Below are 24524 nucleotides of genomic sequence, written 5' to 3'. Positions count from 1 at the left end.
TTATTAAGACAGGATTAAACGTGAGTTTATTGACTTCGTAATGCGAAGGTCGCGGGTTCGACTCCTGTTACCGGCACCAGATGACAAGGGCTGGCTTCATCGTGAAGCCGGCCCTTTTCTATGCGTGGGTTTCCAGGGCTTGCTCCACATAGAGATAACCAATCCCCATCACCTGCTGGGAGCGGGTGAGTTCGCCGAAGCGGATGTGGGTGGCGTTGACCGCATCGCTGCAATCGAACGGATTGGCGCCGGTCTGGTGGATGATGGTCTGCAACCATGGCTCGCCAAATTGGCAGCTGCGGCCATAGAGCCAGATGCGGTTGATGTTGAGGATATTGAGGAAGTTGTAGAGACTCAGGCCGATGGCACGGGCCCCTTCATCGACCAGGGTTCGGATCATGACATCCCCCTGATGGTAGAGGGCGAGCAAGCGGGCCGTGTCGAGCTCTCCACCTTCCGGCGCCGGGTTATCGGCACTGGCCTGCTGTTTGAGAAATACCCGGGCCCGCTTCTTGATGGCAAAGAGGGAGGCGACCGTCTCCAGACAGCCGTAACGGCCACAGGCACATGCGCTGCCATCCGGGTTGATGATGGTGTGGCCTATCTGGCCGCTGCCAAACAGGGCACCCCGGTAGACCTGGCCGTTGATGATAAAGGCCGAACCTATGCCGTAGTCGACGTTGATGACGCAAAAATCCCCGTTTGCTTCCCGGCCCTGCCACTTCTGCGCCAGGGCCAGCATGATGCAGTCGTTGTCCACCATCACCTCGCAGCCGAGGCGATCTTCCAGCAGATACTTGAGTTCGACTGGTGCATGCCAGGGGGCCTGCGGCATGGTCTGGGAGACCCCGGTGGCCGGGTTGACCTGGCCATGTATCGCCAGCGCCAGGCGGATCGCCACTCCCTTGTGGCGGCGCTTGTGCTGGTAGTAGCAGGTTTCAATCAGGCTCAGTAACTCCTCCGGTGTTTGCGGCGAGATTTTCTGACCAGAGTACTCGCCGAGCGGGGTGATCAGATTGTCCACCAGTATGCTCTCCAGGCTGGTGGGACTGATGTTGAGGCAGAGGATCGCCCCCTGGCCGCTGGCGATGCGGTAGCTGCCGCCACAGATGCCGCGCGCGGAGAGATTCTGCTCGCTGTGGCTTATGGCGCCGTCGGCGACCAGTTCGTCGAGGATCTTGCTGACCGCCGGGATGGAGAGCTCGCAATGGCGGGCCAGGGTGGACTTGCTCGCCTCCTTGAGCTGGTAGAGCAGAGCCAGCAGCACCTGTTTGTTGTGATGGCGGACCTTCTGGTTGTTCAAGCCGGCGTGTCTCATTTCACTAAACCCTGCTTACTGTATTGCGTGATCTTTGAGCGAAAATCACTGAAAACCCTATTCTAAACTGGCCTCATCGAAACGTTTACTAATTAATGTTGAGTGAGGCGAGATAGATGAGATCGGATGTACGAGTCTGGGAAGAAACCGTCACCCTGCCGACCTACGAGGTTGGCCCCGAAGATCCCAACCCCATGTTCCTCGAGAAGCGGGTCTATCAGGGCTCCTCGGGAGCCGTCTACCCCTATGGCGTGATAGATACCCTCACCGGGCAGAAGCAGATGAAGCCCTATCAGGCGATCTGGCTGGAGAACGACTTCATCAAGGTGATGCTGCTGCCCGAGCTGGGGGGTCGCATTCACCGCGCCTATGACAAAGTGATGCAGCGGGATTTTGTCTACTACAACGAGGTGATCAAACCCGCCCTGGTGGGGCTGGTGGGTCCCTGGATCTCCGGCGGGATCGAGTTCAACTGGCCACAGCACCACAGGCCCACCACCTTCATGCCGGTGGACTTCACCATCCAGGAGCGCGAGGGCGGAGCCAGGACCGTCTGGCTCGGCGAGGTGGAGGCGATGCGTGGCTTGCAGGTGATGGCCGGTTTTACCCTCTATCCGGACAGGGCGCTTATCGAGATCACCGGCAAGGTGTTCAACGGCAATGACACGCCGCGCCACTTCCTCTGGTGGTCCAACCCGGCGGTCAAAGGGGGGGATGATCACCAGAGTGTCTTCCCGCCGGATGTGACCGCCGTCTATGACCACGGCAAGCGCGATGTCAGCGCCTTCCCCATCGCCCGTGGCACCTACTACAAGGTGGACTACTCGAGCGGGGTCGATATCTCCCGCTATCGCAACATTCCGGTGCCCACCTCCTACATGGCGGACAAGTCCGACTATGACTTCGTCGGCGCCTACAGCCATGACGAACAGGGCGGGCTTTTGCATGTGGCGGATCATCACGTCTCCCCGGGCAAGAAGCAGTGGACCTGGGGCAACTGTGATTTCGGCCTTGCCTGGGATCGCAACCTGACCGATGACAATGGTCCCTATATCGAGCTGATGACCGGGGTCTATACCGACAACCAGCCCGACTTCACCTGGCTGGATGCGGGCGAAGAGAAGGTGTTCGTCCAGCACTTCCTGCCCTACAACACCCTGGGCACTGTGCAAAACGCCAACACCCGCGCCGCCCTCAAGCTGGAGCGCACCGAGGGCGGGTTCTTGTGCGGCGCCTATGCGGTGGCACCGTTATCCGGTGCCCGTGTCGAGGTGAGCGACGAGCACGGCGTACTGTTTACGAAAGCCCTTGAACTGCAGCCGGGCCAGGCCTGGCTGGAAGAGAGCACTGCGAGCAGTGAAGGGCGCCTGCGGGTGAGCCTGCTTGATGAGCACGATCAGACGATCCTGAGTTACCTCGAACACCAGCCGGCAGGCGAGGCGCTGCCGGATCCGGCCACGGCCCCTGCACCTGCCGCCAATCTCGACTCGGTCGACGAGCTCTATTTCATCGGTCAGCATCTGGAGCAGTACCTGCACGCCAGCCGCTCCCCCTTTGATTACTACCTGCGGGCGCTGGAGATCGACAGCGGCGACTATCGCTGCAACCTGGCGCTGGCGACCCTCGAATACAACCGCGCTAACTATGAGCAGGCACTGGAGTATGCCAATCGGGCGCTGGCCCGGGCCCATCGCCTCAACAAGAACCCCCAGTGCGGCAAAGGGAGCCTGCTGCGCGCCCATATCGAGGAGCGCCTCGGTCGGCTCGACGCCGCTTTCGATGACTTCCACAAGGCGACCTGGAGCGGCAACTGCCGTGACAGCGGTTTCTTCGGGTTGGCCCGCATCGCCATGGTGCGCCGTGACCCCGCGCAGGCGCTGCAATTTGTCGAGAGGAGTCTCGCGGTCAACGGCACCCACTATGGCGCCATTGCCCTCAAGGGGTTGGCGCTGCTGGAGTGCGGCGAGCGGGAAGCGGCATTTGCCTATCTCGACGAGCAGCAGGCGCGCCACCCTCTTCACTATCAGTTGGCCTTGCTGCGCTGGCTGGGGAGCGAGCAGGCGGCGGATCTCGAGGCGCTGGCACGTCTTTGCAACGGGCGCGGGGTCAATCTCTGCTTCCTTGCCACTGCCTTGCTTGAGCTGGAGCGCCCCGAACTGGCCCGCCAACTGCTGCAGGCCCTGCCGGTGGAAGAGAACCTGCCGCTCTTGTTTCAGGCCAGCCTGCAACCACAAGGGGCGCAGCAGGAGGCGCTGTTGCGGCGGGCCGAGCAGGCCCTGGGTCGCCGGGTGCGCTTTCCCAACACCCTGGGGGAGGTGGCCATGCTTGAGCGGTTGCCACACAGCTGGTTTGCCCGCTATCTGCTGGGCTGCTTTCACTACAGCAAGCGCAACTACCAGCAGGCGGTCGCCCTGTGGCAATCGGTGTGCGAGCTGGCGCCCGAGTTTGCCGCGGCCTGGCGCAACCTTGGCATCCATCACTTCAACAAGGGCGGCGATCTGGCGGCTGCAGAACAGTGCCTGAGCCGCGCTTTTGCCCTCAAGCCGGACGATGCCCGCCTGCTGTTCGAGCTCGATCAGCTGCACAAGCGCTGCGCCATGGCACCCGCCGAGCGACTAGCTCTGCTGGAGGCCCATCGCGAGGTCGCCCTCAAGCGCGACGATCTGACCGCCGAGCTACTCAGCCTCTATCACATCACCGGCCAGCTGGAGGCCGCGGCCGAGATATTGCGGCTGCGCGAGTTCCACCCCTGGGAGGGGGGCGAGGGCAAGGTGACCGGCCAGTACCTCATCAACCAGCAACACCGGGCGCTAGCGTTGATGACTCAGGGACGTCACGAGCAGGCTGTTCCGTTGCTGCAACAGGCGCTGCACTATCCCCTCAACCTGGGGGAGGGGCGTCTGGTGGGGCAAACCGACAACGACATCCACTACCTGCTGGCGCTCTGTCACCTCGCCTGTGACGACCAGAGCCTGGCAAGCCAATGCCTGCAGCAGGCCTGCCTCGGTCAGGCCGGGCTGGGTGCGAGCCGTTACTACAACGATCAGCCGGTGGATTACCTCTTCTATCGGGGGATGGCGCTGACGCAGCTTGGCCGGGGGCAGGAGGCAGAGCGCCTGTTTGAGGGCATGGTGGCCTGGGCTGAAGAGGCCATGAAGGCCCCCGTGGAGGCGGATTTCTTTGCCGTGTCGTTACCCGACCTCATCGTGCTTGACGACGATCCGCAGCAGCAACACCGCCAGCACTGCCTGCTGGTGCGGGCGCTCGGCCAGCTGGGCCTGGGACAGCGGCAAGCCTGCGAGCAGACGCTTGGTGAGCTGCTTACCCTCAACCCGGCCCATGACAAGGGGCATCTGTTTACCCTGATCTGCCGTGAGCTTGTGCTCACCCCATAACAAAAACCGGCGCCCCGCCACTGTGAGGGGCGCCCCTGGACCCTACAATCGACAAAGATGATAAGGATGAGTCATGGAACGCACGAAAAATCAATCAGATACGAACGGGCTCAATATGAGCTACGTCTGGATGATCTGCCTGGTGGCTGCCTGTGGTGGCCTGCTGTTTGGTTATGACTGGGTGGTGATTGGCGGAGCCAAGCCCTTCTATGAAGCCTATTTTGCCATCACGGATCCGGCCCAGTCCGGCTGGGCCATGAGTTCGGCCCTGGTGGGTTGCGTGCTGGGAGCGGCCATCTCGGGTTGGACGGCCGATCGCTTCGGTCGCAAGAAGCCGCTGATCCTGGCGGCCATCCTGTTTACCATCTCGGCCTGGGGCACCGCCGCCGCCGGCAGCTTCGATCTGTTCGTGGTCTATCGCATCGTGGGCGGTATTGGAATTGGTTTGGCCTCGGCGCTCTCGCCCATGTATATCGCCGAGATAAGCCCGGCCGACAGGCGCGGCAAGTTCGTGGCCATCAACCAGCTCACCATCGTCATCGGCGTGCTGGCGGCCCAGCTGGTCAATCTGATGATCGCCGATCCGGTGGCGAGCAACGCAACCCAGGCCGATATCCTCGCTACCTGGAATGGCCAGTCCGGCTGGCGCTGGATGTTTGGTGCCGAACTGGTGCCGGCTCTGGCCTTTCTGGTGCTGATGTTCTTCGTGCCCGAGTCACCCCGCTGGTTGGCCAAAGATGGCCAGTATGAGCAGGCGTCCCGTATGCTCGTCAAGATTGGCGGCGATGCCTATGCCAAACAGACCCTGGCCGAGATCCGTCAGACCCTGGTGGGGGAAGAGGCGCACCGGGTGTCGCTGGCGGAGCTGGGCAAGCCCTCTGTGCGCCCCATCCTTATCATCGGCATGGTACTGGCGGTGTTTCAGCAGTGGTGCGGCATCAACGTCATCTTCAACTACGCGCAGGAGATCTTCGCCTCCGCCGGGTTTGACATCAACAGCACCCTCAAATCCATCGTCGCCACCGGCCTTATCAACCTGCTGTTTACCCTGATTGCGCTGCCCATGGTGGACAAGATTGGGCGCCGCAAGCTGATGCTGATTGGCTCGGCCGGGCTGACCATTATCTACGGCATGATGGCGGCGGCCTATGCCAGCGGCGTGCTGGGCTTGCCGGTGCTACTGCTGGTGCTGGCAGCCATCGCCATCTATGCCCTGACCCTGGCGCCTGTCACCTGGGTGCTGCTCTCGGAGATCTTCCCGAACCGGGTGCGTGGTCTGGCGATGTCGGCCGGCACCCTGGCGCTCTGGATTGCCTGCTTCGTGCTGACCTACACCTTCCCGCTGCTCAATGCCGGGCTGGGGGCCTCGGGCAGCTTCCTGCTCTATGGCCTCATCTGTTTCGCCGGGCTCATCTTCATCTACCGCAAGGTGCCCGAGACCAAGGGGGTGACCCTGGAGGCGCTGGAAGCCCAGCTGGCCCGGGGCAAGGTTGAACTGACGTCGACCAGGGCGAGCGCCTCCGCATGACGGTTTACACATTGAGCAACCCGCACCTTCGGATGCGGGTTTCAACACAAGGGGCCTGTTTGCTGGGGTTGGAGGATGAGCAAGGGCGCCCGCTGCTGCGCGAGAGTGACCCCGATGCTCCTTGTGATCCCGGGCAAAGCGCCCTGTTTCCCATGGTGCCGCTGGCCAATCGGGTGGCAGGCAACCGTTTCGAGTTGTGGGGGGAGGAGCATGGCTTGCCAGAAAGCCCCGTCGATCCCGACTTCTTTCTGCACGGCGATGGCTGGTTGCGACAGTGGCAACCGGTGGCATTGAGTGGCAGCGCCGTGACGCTGCGGCTCATCAGTGACAACGGCCCTTTTCACTACCAGGCAGAGCTTGACTATCGGCTGGAAGGGTCCAGCCTGGTGGCGCGCATCACGTTGACTCATCTGGGGGAGAGCCCCTGCCTCTATGGCGCCGGTTTCCACCCCTTCTTCTGGCGAGATGCCCTGACCCAGGTACGTTTTCTGGCGAGCGGTGTCTGGCAGGAGGGGGCGGATCATCTGCCGACAAGCTGGAGCGGCATGCTGGCTCCCCACCTCGATTTTCGCCGTTGGCGACGCCCGCAGGGGTGGCTAAACCACTGTTATGGCGGCTGGTGTGGCCGGGCCGAGCTGGCACATCCCGCTCGCCGGCAGCGGCTGACATTGACCAGCGACAGTGCCTTCCTGATGCTCTATCAGCCCGACGAGGCGAGTGGATTCGTCTGTCTTGAACCCCAGAGCCATGCCGCCAACGCCCATCACATGGCGGGCCATCCCGGTTTGCGGTTGCTGGCACCAGGTGATCGGCTGGCGCTCGTCATGACGTTGACGGTGACCGAGGGGGCTTGATGCCCCCGTGGCCTCTAGGGGGCATCAGCCGGTACCAGCAGCACGTCGATCCCGGCATGGCGCAAGCCGTTGAGCAGTTCGGCGGGCAGGGCGTCATCGGTGATCAGGGTGTGGATGCGATGAGTGTCGATGATCCTGTGCAGGCTCAGGCGCCGGAACTTGCTGGAGTCGGTGACCACTATGATCCGTTCGGCCACCTGGCACATGCAGCGGTTGAGGCGGGCCTCATCCTCGTGGTGGGTGCTGATGCCCCGTTCCAGATCGATGCCATCCACCCCGAGAAACAGCAGGTCGAAGTGATAGTTCTGCAGGGACTGCTCGGCCTGGGCGCCATAAAACGAGAGCGATTTGCGGCGCAGATGCCCCCCCGTCATCAGTAATTCGACCCCTTCGGCCTCCAGCAGGGCATTGGCCACGTTCATGCCGTTGGTCATCACCAGAATGTCGTGATGGGCGCGCAGATGGCGTGCCACCTCGAGGGTAGTGGTACCCGAATCGAGCACGAGGCGACAGCCGGGGTGGACGAGCGTCGCGGCCAGCGCCCCAATGCGCTGCTTGACCGGTGTGTTGAGTACGCTCTTGTCGGCGATGGTGCGCTCGGGCACCGCCTGCGCCTGATTGGGCTCGCAGAGCAGGGCGCCGCCATAGGCGCGCACCGCCACTCCCTGGCGTTCCAGAAAGGCCAGATCGTTGCGAATGGTGACGGTAGACACCTGATAGTGATTGGCCAGATCGTTGACCTGTACGCTGCCATTGGCGCGCAGTTGCTGAATGATTTTTTCCCGCCGCTCGCTGGTACCGAGCACGCTCTTTTCGGTTGTCTGCATAAGCTCTTCTGCCGGAGTGTCGTGGTGAGCCCACCACTTTCGTTATTTTTCGTTTTTCATATTAATGCCCAGCGGCCATTGCAAAGCAAGCTTTCACTCATCGCACCTAGCCTGGTCGCGCTCCTTTCCCCTCTTTTAGTCTTTCAATACCTTTCCATTTGTGATCCTGTTCATGATTTGAACAAGCTTTCATTTCGTTAAATACGTCTGAAGTCTATGGTTTAGAAAGGAATCGAAAGTTGTCTTGATGATTAAACAGTCAATGGTGGTGCAATGAAATCGGTGCAGGGGTTGATCGAAAGACATAAGCAGGGGGATCCGGTCGGCATCTATGCTGTCTGCTCCGCCCACCCGCTGGTGCTGGAGGCGGCCATGCGCCTGGCCGCCACAGGGAATGAGTTGTTGCTGATAGAGGCGACCTCCAACCAGGTCGACCAATACGGCGGTTACACCGGCATGACGCCTGCCGATTTTCGTGATCATCTGTATCGGCTGGCCAAGGTGTGCGACTTCCCGGTGCACCGCCTCATTTTGGGGGGCGATCATCTGGGACCCAATCGCTGGCAAGGGGAGCCGGCCGACCAGGCCATGGCTCATGCCGATGAGTTGATCGCCAGCTATGTCGCCGCCGGTTTCAAGAAAATCCATCTCGATTGCAGCATGCCCTGCCAGGGAGACGCCGTGTCCCTGAGCGATGAGTTGGTCGCCGAGCGGGCAGCTCGTCTGGCACGGGTGGCCGAAGAGACCTGCCAGGCCCGGTTCGGGCGCAGCGATCTGGTCTACGTGATCGGTACCGAAGTGCCGGTGCCGGGGGGCGCCCATGACGATCTGGTTGAGCTGGCCGTCACCACGCCACAGGCGGCTCTTCACACCCTGGAGGCGCACCGGCAGGCGTTTGCCCGCGCAGGGCTGAATACGGTCTGGCCACGGGTCATTGGCCTGGTGGTGCAGCCCGGTGTCGAGTTCGATCACACCCGTGTCATCGATTATCGGCCCGAACAGGCGGCGCCCCTCAGCCGGATGATCGAAACCTATCCCGACATGGTGTTCGAGGCCCACTCCACCGATTACCAGACCCCGACGGCTTGTCGCCAGCTGGTGCGCGACCACTTTGCCATTCTCAAGGTCGGCCCGGCCCTGACCTTTGCCCTGCGCGAGGCGCTGTTTGCCCTTGTTGCCATCGAAGAAGAGCTGGTCCCCACCTATGCCTGCTCGGGCCTGCGTCAGGTGATGGAAGAGGCGATGCTGGATCACCCCGATTACTGGCACCATCACTACCATGGCAGTGCCAGGGAGTGCCGTCTGGCTCGTGGTTACAGCTATTCGGATCGCATTCGCTACTACTGGCCGGACAGCCGGGTCGACGCCAGCTACGCCAGACTGCTCGCCAATCTGGCCGCCGAGCCCATCCCCTTGCCCCTGCTCAGCCAGCATATGCCCCTGCAGTATCGCAAGGTGCGCCAGGGCACGCTGTCGGCCACTCCCCACGACCTCATTCTCGATCAGGTGCAAGAGGTGTTGCGGCACTACGAGTTCGCCTGTCATCCCCGGTTAGACCCAGTTGTATAAGGAGTTGCAGAGATGATCCTTGGTTATTCAGTTGAGACATTGCGTCTCGCCAATGGCCTGGCCACCGCCAGCGAGATCCACCAGCAGCCCGCCACCTGGCGGGAGACCCTCACCATGGTCGAGGCGTGTCGCCATCTGCTGGATCCTTTTCTCGCTCCCTTGCTCTGCCATGACCATCTGAGGGTGATCCTGACCGGTGCCGGTACCTCCGCCTTTGCCGGGCGCGCCCTGGCCCCTTATCTCGCGGCTCGCCTGAATAAGCGGGTCGAGGCGATAGCAACCACCGACATAGTCACCGATCCGGCTGAATATCTGGCGCAGGATTGTCCGACCCTGCTCATCTCCTTCGCCCGCTCAGGGAACAGTCCGGAGAGCGTGGCCGCAGTCGAGCTGGCCAGCCAGTTGCTCAGTGACTGCCATCACCTGGTGCTCACCTGCAATAGCGAGGGGGAGCTCTATCGACGCTGCCAGCAGGAGGCCAACTCCCTGGCACTGTTGATGCCGCCCCAGACCCATGACCGCAGTTTTGCCATGACCAGCAGCCTGACCTGCATGATGCTGAGCTGTCTGGCCGTCTTCTTGCCGGCACAATTCAACCCAAGGGGCTGTGTCGAGCTGGTGTGCGCCAGCGAGGCTATTCTGGCCCAGGCGGTACAGCGCCTCCCCGATTGGAATGACCCCATGGCCGAGCGAGTCATCTATCTTGGCAGCGGCAGCCTGCAGGGTGTCGCCCAGGAGGCCGCCCTTAAGTTGCTGGAGCTGACCGGCGGCCTCTTGATCGGCATGCATGACTCGCCCACCGGATTTCGTCACGGTCCCAAGTCCGTGGTCAACGAGCAGACCCTGGTCGTGCTGTTGGTCTCCAACGACCCCTATACCCGTCAATACGATCTCGATCTGCTGCGCGAGTTGCGTGCCGATGGCAAGGCGGCCCGGGTCGTTGCCATCGCCGATCGGCACGACTCCCGCATCGAGGAGGGGGAGCACATCTACCTGCCTCGTACCCTGGCGCAGGACGATGCCCAGCTGGCCTTCTGTTACCTGCTCTATGCCCAGTTCTATGCCTTTCATACCGCCTTGTGCCTGGGCATCAGCCCGGACAATCCCTGCCCGACGGGGCAGGTCAACCGGGTAGTACAAGGGGTCAACATCTATCCGTACAAACGCCTGGATGAGAGGGCGATGTTCGCAAGAGGCGAGGAGGGGGGCCTGTTATGCCTGTGAGCCTGTTTTGCACTCGAAATTGCAAACGTTTGCAATCGGTTCGGACCCCGTGTCCGTCATCACCAGAACAGGAGTGAGTCCCATGCTGGGCATCATCATCAGCGGTCACGGCGGGTTCGCCAGCGGTTTGGCAGAGGCGATGGAGCAGATCCTGGGGGAACAACCCTGCGTGGTGGCCATCGATTTTCCCGAATCCTCCACCACCGCCCGGCTGGAGCGGCAATTTGCCCAGGCCATCCCGACGGTGGATCAGGGGGACGGGGTCGTGTTTCTCACCGACTTGCTGGGGGGAACCCCCTTTCGGGTGGCCTCCTTGCTGGCCATGAGGGTACCCGGGCGAGAGGTGATCACCGGCACCAACCTGCAGTTGTTGCTGGAGATGCTGCTGGAGCGCGATGACCTGAGTGCCAGCGAGTTTCGCATCGAGGCCCTTGCCTGCGGTCATCGGGGACTCACCTCCCTGGCCGACGAAATGAACAAGGAGCAGCAAGCACAGGTTGGTTTGGTGGAGGGGGGGATTTAAATGGCTTCACGGATCCGTGCCCGTTACCTGCTGAGCGAGCAGGGGTGGCTGGCACATCAGCAACTGACCTTCGAGGCGGGGCGCATCATTGCCATCGACCCCTTCATGGGAGGCGAGCCGGAATGGGATGTCGAGCTGTTGGTGCCCGCCCTTATCGATGGTCATGTTCACGGCGGCGCCGGGGTGGACGTGATGGATGAGGAGGCCGGCGCCCTGGCCCATCTCTCCCTTGCCAAGGCGGCCGAAGGGGTCGGCGCCTTTCTGGCCACCACGGTGACCGCGCCATTGCAGCAGATCGAGCAGGCCCTGACCAGGATCGCCGACGGCGTGACCAGCGGGATGCCGGGGGCACAGCTGCTTGGCAGCTATCTGGAAGGGCCCTACTTCACCCCCGAGCACAAGGGGGCCCACGATCAGGCCCTGTTCCGCGAGCTGGATATCCCGGAGCTGGAGAGGCTGCAACAGCTTGCTCGCGGCACCCTGCGGGTGGTCGCCCTGGCGCCGGAGAAACCCCGGGCGCTGGAGGCCATCCGTCACCTTGTTGCCAGCGATGTGCGGGTCATGTTGGGTCACTCGGCCGCCGACCATGACACCACCATGGCGGCGCTCTCGGCCGGGGCCACCGGGCTGGTGCACTGCTTCAACGGCATGCGCGGCCTGCACCACAGGGAACCCGGCATGGTCGGCGCGGGCCTGATCCATCCCCATGCCTGGCTGGAACTCATCGCCGACGGCCACCATCTGCATCCCGGCGTGCTCAAGCTCTGCCACTGCTGCGCCGACGAGCGCCTGCTGCTCATCACGGATGCCATGCGCGCCGCCGGCATGCCGGACGGTCACTACCTGCTGGGCAACCACAGGGTGGAGATGAAAGGGGGAGTGGTACGCACTGAGGCCGGCGGCCTGGCCGGCAGCCCCCTGACCCTGCTTGGCGCGGTACGCAACATGGTACAGCTTGCGGACGTACCGCTTGCCGATGCCATCCACATGGCCTCGCTGGCGCCGGCCCGCATGCTGGGGATTGCGGATCGCCTCGGTTCCCTCTCGGTCGGCAAGCAGGCCAACCTGCTCGCCCTTGGCAATGAGCTCGCTCAACAACACATCTGGGTGGCGGGCAGGGAGATAGATCCAGCCTGTTTCAGCCCCCTCTTCTCTGAGTCTCGCGTCAGCCATGGCGCACAGGAGTCACCATGTATCTGATCTCTTCCCATGAAATGCTCAAGGATGCCCAGCGCCGGGGTTATGCCGTTCCCGCCTTCAATATCCACAATCTGGAAACCGTACAGGTCGTGGCCCGCACGGCGGCGCGCATGGGCTCCCCCGTCATCCTGGCGGGTACGCCGGGCACCTGTCGTCACGCCGGCGTGGAGTACCTCGTCTCCATCTGCCAGGCCGCGGCGCAGCAGTACCGCATCCCGCTGGTCTTGCACCTGGATCACCATGAGGACGAGCAGGACATTCGTCGCAAGGTCGAGGCGGGCATTCACTCGGCGATGATCGATGCCTCTCACTGCCCGTTCGAGGAGAACATCGCCAAAGTGCGCAGTGTGGTGACCTTCTGTCACCGGATGGGGGCCAGTGTCGAGGCCGAACTGGGCCAGCTTGGTGGTCAGGAGGATGACCTCGTGGTCGATGCCGGCCACGCCCACCTGACCGATCCGCTGAAGGCGGCCGAATTTGTCCTGCGTACCGGCATCGACTCGCTGGCCGTCGCCATCGGGACTGCCCATGGTCTCTACAAGGAGGAGCCTCGTCTTGATTTCGCCCGCCTCGCCGCCATTCGCCAGCAGGTGGATATCCCTTTGGTGCTGCACGGCGCCTCCGGTGTGCCGGAGGTCGATGTGAGGCGCTGCATCGGACTTGGGATCTGCAAGGTCAATGTCGCGACCGAACTCAAGATCGCCTTTGCCGATGCCATGAAGGCCTTTCTTGGCAGTCACCCCGATGCCAGTGATCCACGCCAGTATCTGGTGCCAGCGATGGCTGCCATGGAAGAGGTCGTCGCCGCGAAGATATGCATGTGCATGAGCGACGGCAAATTATAAAAACAACTCATCTCAATTACATAAGGGAGGAAATGCCACTATGCCAAATATTGTCTACACCCGAATTGATGAACGAGGATTGCACGGCCAGGTGACCGTGGGGCATGGGCCACACTCGGGCTGCAATTTAATTCTGTTTGCCAATGATGCGGTGGCCAATGATCCGGCACAGCAAGCACTGGCAAATATGTCGGCAGGTGAATTTGATACCCGTTTTTTTACTTTGCAAAAAACTATTGATGTTATTCATAAGGCCGCCGGTCACCAGAAAATATTTATTCTGGTGCGTACCCCTCAGGATGCATTGACGTTGGTGAAAGGCGGTGTACCCATTACCAAAATCAATATAGGAAATATGCACTACAAGGAGGGAAAGGAGCAGGTTCATGCCACTGTGTCATTGGATGATGATGACAAACATGCATTTCGGGAGCTGCTTGAATTGGGGATCCCCTGCACGATTCAGCGTAATCCATCAGACACTCCAATCGATATTGGACAATATGTGAAGGTGTAGATATGGATATGATAACTGTATTGGCCATCGCCATCTGGTGCGGTTTGGCGGGCCTTGATTACTATGGTTCCGGACTGATGATTGGGCGGCCCATTGTTACAGGGTCCGTGGTCGGCCTCTTGATGGGCGATCTCAAAACCGGTCTCGAGATCGGCGCCACGCTGGAATTGGCCTGGCTTGGGCTGGTGCCGCTGGCCGGTGCCCAGCCGCCCAATGTCACCATAGGCTCGGCGGTCGGGGTCGTGTTTGGTATCCAGTCAGGATTGTCTTCCAGTGCGGTCGTCGGGGTGGTTATACCCTTTGCCATCTTGATGCAGCAGTTGACCGTCATTCAATTCACAACCTTTGCGACCTTGATGGCCAGGGTCGATAAAATGGCCGCAGAGTGCGATATAAAAGGGATCGAGCGAATAAATTATCTGGGAATGGCGGCCTATTTCTTTACCTTCTTCATCTGCGCATTTATTCCAACCTATTATGGGGACGTTGTTGCCAAAACGATCGTCGAGCAGGTTCCCAAGGGTATTATCGAAGGATTAAGCATTGCCGGTGCCATGATGCCTGCACTCGGTTTTGCCATGCTGTTGAAAATGATGTTGAAAGAAAAGAGATATATTCCTTTTTTCATCATCGGTTTTATTTGCGTCACTTTCCTGGAACTGCCGGTGATTGCCATTGCGCTGCTCGGTTTGTCGGTTGCTATTATCGATTATTTCAACCAGGCCGAACGCAAACAAAGCATGACCCGAGTTGAGGATAAACAGATGGATGAGGGAATTTGACATGTCACAGCAAGCCAATGAAATAAAAAACGATGATGAATATCTCGATCAGGGCAATGAAATCGTGCTGGATAAAAAATTGATGCGGCAATCCTGGCTGCGGATGCTGTGGGTGCAGGCTTCATTCAATTATCAACGCATGCAATCATCCGGATTTCTTTATGCCATGTTGCCGGCACTGCAGCGGATCCATAAAAACAAACATGATCTTTCATTGTCACTCCGGTTGCACAATGAATTTTTCAATACTTCCCCCTGGCTGGTTAGTTTTATGCAAGGGGTTATTTTGGCCATGGAAAAAGGCAAGCAACCCATAGAAACCATTCGAACCTTCAAAGTGGCCGCCATGGGGCCATTGGGCGGTATTGGTGATGCCATGTGCCAGTTGACCATGCTGCCTATCACGGCCTCCATCGCTGCATCATTGGCCCTGGATAAGGTCTATATAGCACCGCTTATTTTTCTGGTGCTGTTCAATATGGTGAGATTCTCGATATGGGTGCCTCTTTTCAATTATGGCTATAAATTGGGGCTCAATGCATTAAGCACATTAAAACAACAGAGTGAAGCCTTTAGTCGCGGTGCCACCATTCTTGGCCTGATGGTGGTGGGGGCGCTGACGGCCTCATTCGTCCGGGTTCAACTGGACGTCAAGATCCCGCTGGGCGAGACGGCGTTGAGTCTTCAGGAAGGACTGTTAGACAAGATAATGCCCAATATATTGCCGCTCGTTGTCGTCGCCTGCTGTTACCAGTTGATTATGCGTGGCTTGTCGCCTGTGAAAATCATGCTTGGCATGATCGCAGGTTCGATCATTTTTCATTACGCCGGAATACTTTGAGCCAGTGAGGGAAAGAGAATAATGATTAGCTATCTAGAGGAATGCAAAATCATCATCGAGCAGGTGATGAATAGTGAAGAAAATAATATTTTGCATGGAGCAAATCTGATGACCCGCACCGTTGCACAGGATGGTGTGATCCATGTATCTGGCGGTCATTGCCATATCTATGCCATGGAAACTTTTTATCGGGCTGGCGGTCTGGTGCCCATCAACCCGCTATTACCCCATATTTTTGCGACGGCGCCGCGTACCCAGGCTTATTCCGATCACATATATGAGGTGGAGGGGATCGGTTCCACTATTTTTGCGGATCAATGCGTCTCGACGAATGACTGCATCATATTGGCGTCGATAGCGGGCCGCACCATCCCCGTGGTGGATATAGCATTGGCCGCCAAAAAACGGGGCTTGCCAGTGATTGCATTGCAGTCACTGGCATTTAGGGAAGGTGCGAACAAGTCTGTGATATGAGATCATAATGTTCATCCGGAGCCGCATTTCCGAGGGCCATCATGAGTCATCAACTCACCTTCGCCGACAGTGAATTCAGCAGTAAGCGCCGTCAGACCAGAAAAGAGATTTTCTTGTCCCGCATGGAGCAGATTCTGCCATGGCAAAACATGGTGGAAGTCATCGAGCCGTTTTACCCCAAGGCTGGTAATGGCCGGCGACCTTATCCGCTGGAAACCATGCTACGCATTCACTGCATGCAGCATTGGTACAACCTGAGCGATGGCGCGATGGAAGATGCTCTGTACGAAATCGCCTCCATGCGTCTGTTTGCCCGGTTATCCCTGGATAGCGCCTTGCCGGACCGCACCACCATCATGAATTTCCGCCACCTGCTGGAGCAGCATCAACTGGCCCGCCAATTGTTCAAGACCATCAATCGCTGGCTGGCCGAAGCAGGCGTCATGATGACTCAAGGCACCTTGGTCGATGCCACCATCATTGAGGCACCCAGCTCGACCAAGAACAAAGAGCAGCAACGCGATCCGGAGATGCATCAGACCAAGAAAGGCAATCAGTGGCACTTTGGCATGAAGGCCCACATTGGTGTCGATGCCAAGAGTGGCCTGACCCACAGCCTAGTCACCACCGCGGCCAACGAGCATGACCTCAATCAGCTGGGTAATCTGCTGCATGGAGAGGAGCAATTTGTCTCAGCCGATGCCGGCTACCAAGGGGCGCCACAGCGCGAGGAGCTGGCCGAGGTGGATGTGGACTGGCTGATCGCCGAGCGCCCCGGCAAGGTAAGAACCTTGAAACAGCATCCACGCAAGAACAAAACGGCCATCAACATCGAATACATGAAAGCCCGCATCCGGGCCAAAGTGGAGCACCCGTTTCGCATCATCAAGCGGCAGTTCGGCTTCGTGAAAGCCAGATACAAGGGGCTACAGAAAAACGATAACCAACTGGCGATGTTATTCACCCTGGCCAACCTGTTTCGGGTGGACCAGATGATACGTCAGTGGGAGAGATCTCACTAAAAACCGGAAATAACGCCAGGAATGGCGAAAAAACGGCCTAAATAGGCTAATTCGAGGTGTTTACGGGAGAACAATCGGCCCGGATCCGCGAAATTTTAATCAGCGAGCCAGCTTGGGAAGAAATGACCTGCTTATTCGCACTTTCCTTAGCAGGCAGACAACACCGAAACACTCTTCCGGTCTCTTCCTGAGCGATATCGCCGATGTGACGATCGATCTGCATATTCCTTACGGAGATGCCGTTATCGAGCTGGAGGGCTTGTCTGAAAAATGTTGCCCTGTCTCGTCCGTGATCGGTTTCACCGTCATCCAAGCGCTGGTGACGCAGACAGTATGCAATCTGGCCGAGTCCGGCCTGACCCCTCTCGTGTGGGTGAGTTCCAATCTCGACAGGGGCGATGAGATAAACAAAGAACATATTTTGTCCATGAAAGGACGGGTCAGCTGCCTGTGAGGGAGGGAATACTATGTACAAAAAATATGTGGCCGGATTGCTGCAGCATATGGATGTCGTGAAGGAGCAGCAGGCAATAATAGAGGCGTGTGCCAAGGCGATGGCGCAGACCATCATCCAGGATGGCATGATCCATGTCACCGGCTGTGGCCATTCACAGATGTTTGCCCATGAGATGTATTACCGTGCGGGTGGTCTCGTGCAGGTGAATGCGATTTTGCCACCGGTATTGGCATTAGCCCCTTATGCCCCCATGAGCACCTTTGCCGAACGGCAGCATGGCTTGGCCGCCGTCGTGCTGGATGCCGAAAAAGAGTTGCGGGCGGGGGACATTCTGATCGTGGTATCGACTTCGGGCCGTAACCCTGTGCCCGTCGAGTTTGCCATGGAAGGGAAGAAGCGAGGCTTGACCGTGATCGGGCTGACGTCTCTTGCCTTTACCCGTTCGGTCAGCTCCCGGCATCAGAGTGGTAAAAAACTGGCGGACGTGTGCGATTACCTGCTGGATATGGGCGGTGTGCCGGGAGATGCCATCGTGCCCGTTCCCCATCATGATTTTGCCACCGGTTCAATCTCTTCCATTATTGGTTTTACGATCCTGAACAGCCTGGTTTGTGAATGTGTCAAACAGATACTCAGGCTGGATCAAAAACCACTGCTATGGCGCTCGGTCAATGCCGCAGAGGCCGCCGAGACGAACCGTGTCAATCTGGATAAATATAAAAACAGAGTGACCTGCATGTAAATCATTGACGATGTTGCCGGTATTTTTACGGCAGCATCGATTTATATTGTCACATGAGGTTTGCCATGAAAAAACACACGCGATTTATGATAAGTGGAATAATAGGTCTCGGTTGTTTCTCCTTTCAATATGTCTGGGCTGCGGTGACAGCTGAACATACGTCTCCCGAGCAGGTGTTTCTGGTCAATGATTCACCGGGTTTCTCATTTATTGATGAAGCCGGGAAATACCTGTATCACGATACCCTCTCGCAATATAACAAATACAATCCCAATAATGCCGATCATGCCTGGCGATTTTTCAGCGCAAAAAACTACCAGGGAGCAAGCGACAATATAAAAGACAAGCTGGGGGATTATGAAAAGATAAAACAGATCTACGACCAGGCAACGGTACAGAACACGGTTCCGTTATGTACCAATACTCCCTTGATGAAGCGTATAAAACCTCGTGGCAGTGGCTATGACTATATCAATTACTGCGGTTTGATGGATGTCTGGGTCGATCCGGATAGCGGGGACTGGTATGGCTTGCTGCATGACGAAATTTTTGGTCTGACTCCCAGGTATGATGCCATCGAGTTGGTCAAATCCACGGATAAAGGATTGAATTGGGCCGTCACCGATGTCATCCAGACCTCCCAATATGGCATGGCGGATTCGCGAGACGAAGCGCTGGGGCAAACTTACAATTACGGTGGTGGCGACCCTCGTCTGTTCGTGGATTATGCCTCCGGTTATTTTTATCTCTTCTATACCAGTCGGGTCATGAATCTGTCCGGCTGGTCCGGGTTCAGCTCCTTCATGCAGGAGCATGTCATGAGGGCCCCGATCTCGGGGAAAATGTCGCCAGAGACGTGGCGAAAATATCATGATGGAAAGTGGGAAGCATTCTCTGCGAATGACTATTCCCTTGGTAATGCCGGTGCCGCCAGCAATATAGTGTCAGTGGAGTTGTCCCCCAAGGGGTATTTCACTCCCGAATATGACCCTGCCACCATGAGCGGCACCGCATCCGAGCTGGCCGGGCAGGGCAAACTGGTCAATTCGCCATTAAGAGTGATAAATGTGGCGTGGAATAGTTATCTGAAAAAATATGTGGCAACCCCCGAGCCATCGTCAGGGCCGAAAAATGAGGGCAAAGCGCCGTTGGCGCTTTACGTGACCGATAGCCTGTCGAGCCAGAAGTGGGAGAAGTTGCTGACTTTGGATAACTATGTCACTCGTTCCTGGTATCGCTTCATGATGGATCCGCAGGTTCAGACAAGGTCCAATTTCATCGTGGGAAAAACCTTCCGGACCTATTGCTATGTTGAGTGCCAGAAATATGGTGGTGAATATATCGATGTGACCCTCCAGAGTTCACCGGAAGAGAGCGCGCCCACACTGGAAAATACCCTGCTCAAAAACCGTGACGGCGAGGTATTGACCGCAGATGACAAGTTCAACCTGGCGGTGGAAAAAGAACCGGGCCAGGGTGATATGTCCTGGGGATTACAGGATAGGCAGGATGGTTATTATCATGTGGTGGCCTATCCAACAGGGAATACGGCGCAAAAAAGATATTTGGGGGTGATCGGCAGCGGCGCGGTCAACGATTTGAGAAAGTGGGGGGCCGAGGCCGGGTTGCTTGATAATCCTTGTCAGGATGCCACCGCCGATGAGTGCTTGAGCGCGCAGTGGATCAAGGTGCCGACTGTGATTAGCCGTGACGATGGCAGTGAGCGCCGCGATGGCAGCTATCGCCTGGTCAATCGCTTCAGTGGCTTGACGCTCAATCTCGATGCGAGTCAGGCTCAGGATAGCCAGGCCACATTGTCGCCCTTCCGTTCCTGGGATTGTTCCGGGGCGACTTGCAAGGACAGAAACAGGGCCTCCTCACAGATACTGCAATGATCCCTTGGTCGTGCGGCATTGGCACGTTCTCCCGGATCCTCGTCAAAGCGCCTTGAGAAGAGGCTGGAGGAAGAGAGACTGAAGGGACAGGGACTTAAGGTGCAGAGACATAAGAAAAATAAGCCGCGCTGAAAAGAACAGAGCCACCCGTCGGGTGGCTCTGTTGCTATGGGGCCGTACATAGGGGGCCGAACCGGGGTTGCCGCAGGCCATCAGGCCATCTCGGCTTCAGCCTCCCGGGCGTTGGCCGGGGTGGCCAGCTTGTCGATGCGCACCGCCGCGACCTTGAACTCGGGGATCTTGGCGTGGGGATCGGTGGCATTGATGGTGAGCCGGTTGGCAGGCGCCTCGGCAAAGTGGAACGGGATGAATACCACTCCGGGCTGCATCCGCTTGGTGACGAAGGCAGGCAGCTCGATATGGCCGCGGCGGCTGGTGACCTTCACCCGCTCGCTGTTGCCAATGCCCAGGCGCTCGGCATCCGCCACACTCATCATCACCCTGGGGCCGGCGAGCTTGTCGAGCCCCCTGGTCTTGCGGGTCATGGTGCCGGTGTGGAACTGCTCCAGCAGGCGTCCCGTGGTGAGCACTATCGGATAGGTTTCATCCGGCAGCTCGGCGGCATAGCGGAATGGCGTGGCCACCATCTCCCCCTTGCCCCGGGTGAACTGCTTGCCGTGGAGCAGGCGAGTCCCCTCGGGAGCCTGATCATGGCAGGGCCACTGCAACCCGGTCTGACCCACCTTGTCCCAGTGGATGCCGGCGTACTGGGGCGTCACCCGGCAGATCTCCTCGGTGATTTCGGCCACATTCTGGTAATGCCAGTCGCCCCCCATGGCATTGGCGAGCTGCTGGATGATCCACCAGTCTTCCCGAGCCTGCCCCGGCGCCTTGATGGCGGGGGAGAGGCGCTGCACCCGCCGCTCCGTGTTGGTGAAGTGGCCGCTCTTCTCGGCAAAGGAGCAGGAGGGGAGCACCACATCGGCGAGCTGGGCGGTTTCCGAGAGGAAGATATCCTGTACCACCAGGAATTCGAGGCGCTTGAGCCCCTCGATGACGTGATGCTGATCCGGATCGCTCAGTACCGGGTTTTCCCCCATCACATAGAGCCCCTTGATGGTGCCGGCGCAGGCGGCATCTATGGTCTCGGTGAGGGTGAGGCCGGGCTTGGCGGGCAGCCAGGGGGCTTGCCAGGCGGCCACGAAGCGGGCGTGCACGTCCGGGTCAGCCACCTTCTGATAGCCGGGTAAGTTATTGGGCAGGGCTCCCATGTCGCAGGCTCCCTGCACGTTGGACTGGCCCCGCAGCGGGTTGATGCCGCCCCCCTCGATGCCGATGTTGCCGCACAGCAGCTGCAGGTTGGCGATGGCCCGCACGTTGTCGTGGCCCGTGGTGTGCTGGGTGATCCCCATGGAGTAGTAGATGGCGGTGCGCTCGGCGGTGCCGATGAGGCGGGCGAGCTCAATCACCTGCTCGGCGGGCACGCCGGTGATAAGGGCCACCTTGTCCGGGGCATAGGCAGGGGAGAGCACCTCGGCCTTGAGCGCCTCAAACCCTTCCACCCGCTCGGCGATATAGCCCTTGTCGTGCCAGTCGTGCCGGATGATCTGCTGCATGATGCCGTTGAGCAGCATCACGTCGGTGCCGGGGCGGTGGGCTAGGTAGAGGCTGGCATGATCGGCCATCTCGATCCGTTTGGGATCCGCGACCACCAGCCGTGCCTTGCCCTCGCGTACCACCCGCTTGATGTGGGAGCCGATGATGGGGTGGGCCGCCGAGGTGTCGGAGCCGATGATGAAGATGAGATCCGAGTGATCGATGCTCGGGATGTCGTTGGTCATGGCCCCGCTGCCGAGAGAGGCCTCCAGCCCGGTGACGGTGGAGGCGTGGCACAGGCGGGCACAGTGATCCACGTTGTTGGTGGCAAGCTCCCGGCGTATGAATTTCTGGAACAGGTAGTTGTCTTCGTTGGTGGTCTTGGCCGAGGAGAACCCCGCCAGCGCATCGCTGCCATGCTCTGCCTTGATGGCACCAAAGCGCTCGGCCACCAGGGTGATCGCCTCCTGCCAGTTGGCGGGCACCAGCTGGCCATCCTTGCGGATGAGCGGCGTGGTGAGGCGCTCCTCGCTCTGGATGAAGTCAAAGCCAAAGCGCCCCTTGACGCAGAGCAGCCCCTGGTTGACCGGGGAGTGGCGGTTGCCCTCCACATAGCGGATGCGCTGCCGCGCCTCATCCACATAGAGGGTGACGCCGCAGCCAACCCCGCAGTAGGTGCAGATGGTGTTGACCGGGGTGAGCAACTCGGTGCGCCCCTGGGACTTGTCGCGGGCATCCACCATGGCGCCGGTGGGGCAGACCTGCACACAGGCGCCGCACTGCACGCAGTGGGAGTCCCCCATCGCCAGTCCCGCCTCGAACTGCGGCCGGGTCGAGAGGGTGCCATCGGCCTGTCTGGCAAATTGCAGGATGCCTTGTACCGCCTGCTCGTTGCACGCCTGCACGCACTGGCCACAGCCGATGCAGCGGTTGGCATCGAACACGATGAATTCGCTGCTGCTGTCCACCGCAAACTTCTGGCAGTCATGGGTATCGAGGGCGCTCTGGTCGACCTTGTATTCGGTGGCATAGTCGCGCAGGGCGCAATCGGTATTGGCCTGGCAGCCGCACTCCAGGCAGCGGGCCGCCTCGGCCCGGGCCGCGGCATCGCTAAAGCCTTGCTCCACCTCGGCAAAGCTGCCGCTGCGCTCGGCCAGATGGGGCATGACGGCGCGGGCGACCTTTTTCAAGTGGGCGAACTGGACGGGGTCCACCTGCTTGAGGGAGGGGGCCTTGCTGGCGTTGAAGGGGCGTACCGGATCAACCATGGTGCCGTGCAGGAAGTGGTCGATGGCCAGCGCCGCCTTGCGCCCGTCGGCGACCGCCTCGATGGCGGTCGCCGGCCCCCGGCGCAGATCGCCGATGGCAAACAGATTGGCGTGACCGCTGTGCATGGTCTCGGGGTGGGCGTCCAGGGTATTCCAGCGGGTGAGGGGCAGGGTCAGCGACTCCCCTTCCATAAAGCTCAGATCCGGCCGCTGGGAGACGGCGGCGATGACGGTATCAAACTCCTCGACGATGAACTCGCCGGTGGGCTCGGGGCGGCGGCGGCCGGAGGCATCCGGCTCGCCGAGGGCCATCTTCTCGAGTCGCACCTGACAGACGCGGCCCGCTTCATCGGCTAGGTTCTCCACCGGATTGGTCAACATCATGAAGCGCACCCCTTCGTGCTCTGCCTCGTCAATCTCGTACGCCTCGGCGGGCATCTCGGCGCGGGTGCGACGATAGATGAGGGTGGTCTCGGCGCCGAGGCGCACCGCGGTACGGGCGCAGTCGATGGCGGTATTGCCGCCACCGATCACCGCAACCCGTTTGCCGGTGGTGAGGCGCTGCTCCAGCATCCGATCCTTGAGGTAATCGACCCCGAGATAGCAGCCTTCGAGAGTGCTGCCGGGGTACTCCATGGGCACAGCCTGGGAAGCGCCGACCGCCAGACAGACGGCGTCGTAGTCACGGCACAGAGCCGAGAGGCTGAGCTCCTGCCCCAGGCGCTGACTGGTGTGGATCCGCATGCCGCTCTCGCACATCAATGCGATCTCCTGATCGAGGATCGCCTTGGGCAGCCGGTACTCGGGGATGCCGTAACGCAGCCAGCCACCGGCCTCGGGCATCGCCTCGAAAAGATCCACGGCGAACCCCTCATAGCCCAGGTAGTAACCGCAGGTGAGCCCCCCCGGGCCGCTGCCGATGATGGCGACCCGCTTGCCCTTGGCGGGCTTTTTCGGGGGCTGATAGGGGGTCATCCCGGCGAGATCCAGATCGGCGGCATGGCGCTTGAGCTGACGGATGGCCAGCGGCTCATCTACCAGGGATCGGCGACATTCGGCCTCGCAGAAGGCCGGACAGACCCGGCCGATGGAGAGCGGCATGGGCAGTGTCTGCTTGATGACGGCGGTGGCCGCCTCGTGATCCCCCATGGCGATATGGTGCAGATAGGACTGGATATCCACCCCGGCCGGGCAGGCTCGCTGGCAGGGGGCCTCGCAGTCGGCGTAGTGATCCGAGAGGATGTGGCCGAGCGCCTGCTGGCGGTGATCCCTCAGGGCCTGCGACTGGGTGGTGACCACCATCCCCTCGCTCGGGCGGATTTCGCAGGCGCGCCGGATGCCGACACCGGCGATCTCGACCACGCAGAGATCGCACGGGGTCTTGGGGGCACGGTCGTTGTCGCCGCACAGGGAGGGGATGTCGATATGGTGCTGTTTTGCTATCTGAAGCAGGGTCAGGGTCGGATCAACCGTCAGCTGAGCCCCATCGAGAGTGAGAGTGAGCATGGCGTCATAAACTCGGGTCAAGGCGCAGAAAATGCTGCATCTGGCGGAGCCAGCAGGAGAAGCGATCGAACAATCGCTGGATATAACCCCACATTACCAAAGGTCATCCACAACTTTATTTGATTTCGGACAGGTTATTGC

19 protein-coding genes are annotated in these 24524 nt (G+C 59.7%); 16 read left to right on the top strand and 3 right to left on the bottom strand.

Going from position 1 to position 24524, the window contains the following annotated elements; translation table 11 throughout:
• Nucleotides 1-118 precede the first annotated feature (118 nt).
• On the bottom strand, nucleotides 119-1318 hold the full coding sequence (locus MRK42_RS14485; RefSeq protein ID WP_338610701.1) for an ROK family transcriptional regulator: 1200 nt from the start codon (nucleotides 1316-1318) through the stop codon (nucleotides 119-121).
• A 116-nt stretch (nucleotides 1319-1434) separates the two neighbouring features.
• Between MRK42_RS14485 and MRK42_RS14480 the strand changes: the two genes are divergently transcribed.
• From MRK42_RS14480 to MRK42_RS14470, 3 genes are all read left to right on the top strand, one after another.
• Nucleotides 1435-4713 carry a DUF5107 domain-containing protein gene (locus MRK42_RS14480; protein ID WP_338610699.1) on the top strand — a complete coding sequence of 1093 codons (3279 nt, stop codon included), beginning with the start codon at nucleotides 1435-1437 and terminating at the stop codon, nucleotides 4711-4713.
• Nucleotides 4714-4786: 73 nt separating this feature from the next.
• Nucleotides 4787-6241, top strand: coding sequence for a sugar porter family MFS transporter (locus MRK42_RS14475; protein WP_338610697.1), 1455 nt, complete (start codon nucleotides 4787-4789; stop codon nucleotides 6239-6241).
• A gap of 59 nt (nucleotides 6242-6300) precedes the next feature.
• Nucleotides 6301-7095: an aldose 1-epimerase gene (locus tag MRK42_RS14470; RefSeq protein WP_354688324.1), complete on the top strand. Its 795-nt coding sequence runs from the start codon at nucleotides 6301-6303 to the stop codon at nucleotides 7093-7095.
• Between the two features lie 14 nt (nucleotides 7096-7109).
• Here the strand turns inward: MRK42_RS14470 and MRK42_RS14465 are convergent, their stop codons facing one another.
• The gene (locus tag MRK42_RS14465) at nucleotides 7110-7922 is read right to left on the bottom strand and encodes a DeoR family transcriptional regulator (RefSeq protein WP_042027597.1); all 813 of its coding nucleotides are present in this window, start codon (nucleotides 7920-7922) and stop codon (nucleotides 7110-7112) included.
• A 273-nt stretch (nucleotides 7923-8195) separates the two neighbouring features.
• Between MRK42_RS14465 and kbaZ the strand changes: the two genes are divergently transcribed.
• The 13 genes from kbaZ to MRK42_RS14400 all read left to right on the top strand — a co-directional run bounded on the left by kbaZ (nucleotide 8196) and on the right by MRK42_RS14400 (nucleotide 20013).
• Nucleotides 8196-9491, top strand: a complete 1296-nt coding sequence (kbaZ, locus tag MRK42_RS14460; RefSeq protein WP_338610692.1) for a tagatose-bisphosphate aldolase subunit KbaZ — start codon at nucleotides 8196-8198, stop codon at nucleotides 9489-9491.
• Nucleotides 9492-9503: 12 nt separating this feature from the next.
• Nucleotides 9504-10715 (top strand): SIS domain-containing protein, encoded by a 1212-nt coding sequence (locus MRK42_RS14455; protein WP_338610690.1) that lies wholly within the window; start codon nucleotides 9504-9506, stop codon nucleotides 10713-10715.
• An 82-nt stretch (nucleotides 10716-10797) separates the two neighbouring features.
• On the top strand, nucleotides 10798-11238 hold the full coding sequence (gene agaF / locus MRK42_RS14450) for a PTS galactosamine/N-acetylgalactosamine transporter subunit IIA (RefSeq protein WP_042027591.1): 441 nt from the start codon (nucleotides 10798-10800) through the stop codon (nucleotides 11236-11238).
• Nucleotides 11239-12438 carry an N-acetylglucosamine-6-phosphate deacetylase gene (gene nagA, locus MRK42_RS14445; protein ID WP_338610688.1) on the top strand — a complete coding sequence of 400 codons (1200 nt, stop codon included), beginning with the start codon at nucleotides 11239-11241 and terminating at the stop codon, nucleotides 12436-12438. It begins immediately after the preceding gene.
• The gene (locus tag MRK42_RS14440; protein ID WP_201940957.1) at nucleotides 12429-13283 is read left to right on the top strand and encodes a tagatose bisphosphate family class II aldolase; all 855 of its coding nucleotides are present in this window, start codon (nucleotides 12429-12431) and stop codon (nucleotides 13281-13283) included. Before nagA ends, MRK42_RS14440 begins: the two co-directional genes overlap by 10 nt.
• A 40-nt stretch (nucleotides 13284-13323) precedes the next feature.
• Nucleotides 13324-13800, top strand: a complete 477-nt coding sequence (gene agaV / locus MRK42_RS14435) for a PTS N-acetylgalactosamine transporter subunit IIB (RefSeq protein ID WP_026456121.1) — start codon at nucleotides 13324-13326, stop codon at nucleotides 13798-13800.
• Between the two features lie 2 nt (nucleotides 13801-13802).
• The gene (gene agaW, locus MRK42_RS14430) at nucleotides 13803-14582 is read left to right on the top strand and encodes a PTS N-acetylgalactosamine transporter subunit IIC (RefSeq protein ID WP_216991870.1); all 780 of its coding nucleotides are present in this window, start codon (nucleotides 13803-13805) and stop codon (nucleotides 14580-14582) included.
• Between the two features lies 1 nt (nucleotide 14583).
• Nucleotides 14584-15423, top strand: a complete 840-nt coding sequence (locus MRK42_RS14425) for a PTS system mannose/fructose/sorbose family transporter subunit IID (protein ID WP_052445756.1) — start codon at nucleotides 14584-14586, stop codon at nucleotides 15421-15423.
• 21 nt (nucleotides 15424-15444) lie between these two features.
• A complete protein-coding gene (locus tag MRK42_RS14420) occupies nucleotides 15445-15897 on the top strand; it encodes an SIS domain-containing protein (protein WP_354688323.1) in 453 nt (150 codons plus the stop codon).
• 41 nt (nucleotides 15898-15938) lie between these two features.
• Nucleotides 15939-16919 carry an IS5-like element IS5 family transposase gene (locus tag MRK42_RS14415; RefSeq protein WP_279458731.1) on the top strand — a complete coding sequence of 327 codons (981 nt, stop codon included), beginning with the start codon at nucleotides 15939-15941 and terminating at the stop codon, nucleotides 16917-16919.
• Nucleotides 16920-17031: 112 nt separating this feature from the next.
• Nucleotides 17032-17373, top strand: a complete 342-nt coding sequence (locus MRK42_RS14410) for a hypothetical protein (RefSeq protein ID WP_354688322.1) — start codon at nucleotides 17032-17034, stop codon at nucleotides 17371-17373.
• A 13-nt stretch (nucleotides 17374-17386) separates the two neighbouring features.
• Nucleotides 17387-18118, top strand: coding sequence for an SIS domain-containing protein (locus tag MRK42_RS14405; RefSeq protein WP_061475794.1), 732 nt, complete (start codon nucleotides 17387-17389; stop codon nucleotides 18116-18118).
• Between the two features lie 65 nt (nucleotides 18119-18183).
• On the top strand, nucleotides 18184-20013 hold the full coding sequence (locus MRK42_RS14400) for a hypothetical protein (RefSeq protein WP_338610680.1): 1830 nt from the start codon (nucleotides 18184-18186) through the stop codon (nucleotides 20011-20013).
• A gap of 212 nt (nucleotides 20014-20225) precedes the next feature.
• Here MRK42_RS14400 and fdhF read toward each other — a convergent pair whose 3' ends face one another.
• Entirely contained in the window at nucleotides 20226-24383 is a 4158-nt protein-coding gene (gene fdhF, locus MRK42_RS14395; protein ID WP_338610678.1) for a formate dehydrogenase subunit alpha, read from the bottom strand.
• Between the last annotated feature and the right edge of the window lie 141 nt (nucleotides 24384-24524).

The sequence above is a fragment of the Aeromonas sp. 19NY04SH05-1 genome (assembly GCF_040581895.1).
Taxonomy (GTDB): Bacteria; Pseudomonadota; Gammaproteobacteria; order Enterobacterales; family Aeromonadaceae; genus Aeromonas; species Aeromonas enteropelogenes.
The sequence above is the reverse complement of the archived record's forward strand: the minus strand, read 5'-3'. Positions and strand labels throughout refer to the sequence as shown.

Bases quoted from the DNA above. Each gene is read 5' to 3' on its own strand.
- MRK42_RS14485 (WP_338610701.1), bottom strand. From the start codon at position 1,318: ATGAGACACGCCGGCTTGAACAACCAGAAGGTCCGCCATCACAACAAA.
- MRK42_RS14480 (WP_338610699.1), top strand. From the start codon at position 1,435: ATGAGATCGGATGTACGAGTCTGGGAAGAAACCGTCACCCTGCCGACC.
- MRK42_RS14475 (WP_338610697.1), top strand. From the start codon at position 4,787: ATGGAACGCACGAAAAATCAATCAGATACGAACGGGCTCAATATGAGC.
- MRK42_RS14465 (WP_042027597.1), bottom strand. From the start codon at position 7,922: ATGCAGACAACCGAAAAGAGCGTGCTCGGTACCAGCGAGCGGCGGGAA.
- kbaZ (WP_338610692.1), top strand. From the start codon at position 8,196: ATGAAATCGGTGCAGGGGTTGATCGAAAGACATAAGCAGGGGGATCCG.
- MRK42_RS14455 (WP_338610690.1), top strand. From the start codon at position 9,504: ATGATCCTTGGTTATTCAGTTGAGACATTGCGTCTCGCCAATGGCCTG.
- agaF (WP_042027591.1), top strand. From the start codon at position 10,798: ATGCTGGGCATCATCATCAGCGGTCACGGCGGGTTCGCCAGCGGTTTG.
- nagA (WP_338610688.1), top strand. From the start codon at position 11,239: ATGGCTTCACGGATCCGTGCCCGTTACCTGCTGAGCGAGCAGGGGTGG.
- MRK42_RS14440 (WP_201940957.1), top strand. From the start codon at position 12,429: ATGTATCTGATCTCTTCCCATGAAATGCTCAAGGATGCCCAGCGCCGG.
- agaV (WP_026456121.1), top strand. From the start codon at position 13,324: ATGCCAAATATTGTCTACACCCGAATTGATGAACGAGGATTGCACGGC.
- agaW (WP_216991870.1), top strand. From the start codon at position 13,803: ATGGATATGATAACTGTATTGGCCATCGCCATCTGGTGCGGTTTGGCG.
- MRK42_RS14425 (WP_052445756.1), top strand. From the start codon at position 14,584: ATGTCACAGCAAGCCAATGAAATAAAAAACGATGATGAATATCTCGAT.
- MRK42_RS14420 (WP_354688323.1), top strand. From the start codon at position 15,445: ATGATTAGCTATCTAGAGGAATGCAAAATCATCATCGAGCAGGTGATG.
- MRK42_RS14415 (WP_279458731.1), top strand. From the start codon at position 15,939: ATGAGTCATCAACTCACCTTCGCCGACAGTGAATTCAGCAGTAAGCGC.
- MRK42_RS14405 (WP_061475794.1), top strand. From the start codon at position 17,387: ATGTACAAAAAATATGTGGCCGGATTGCTGCAGCATATGGATGTCGTG.
- MRK42_RS14400 (WP_338610680.1), top strand. From the start codon at position 18,184: ATGAAAAAACACACGCGATTTATGATAAGTGGAATAATAGGTCTCGGT.
- fdhF (WP_338610678.1), bottom strand. From the start codon at position 24,383: ATGCTCACTCTCACTCTCGATGGGGCTCAGCTGACGGTTGATCCGACC.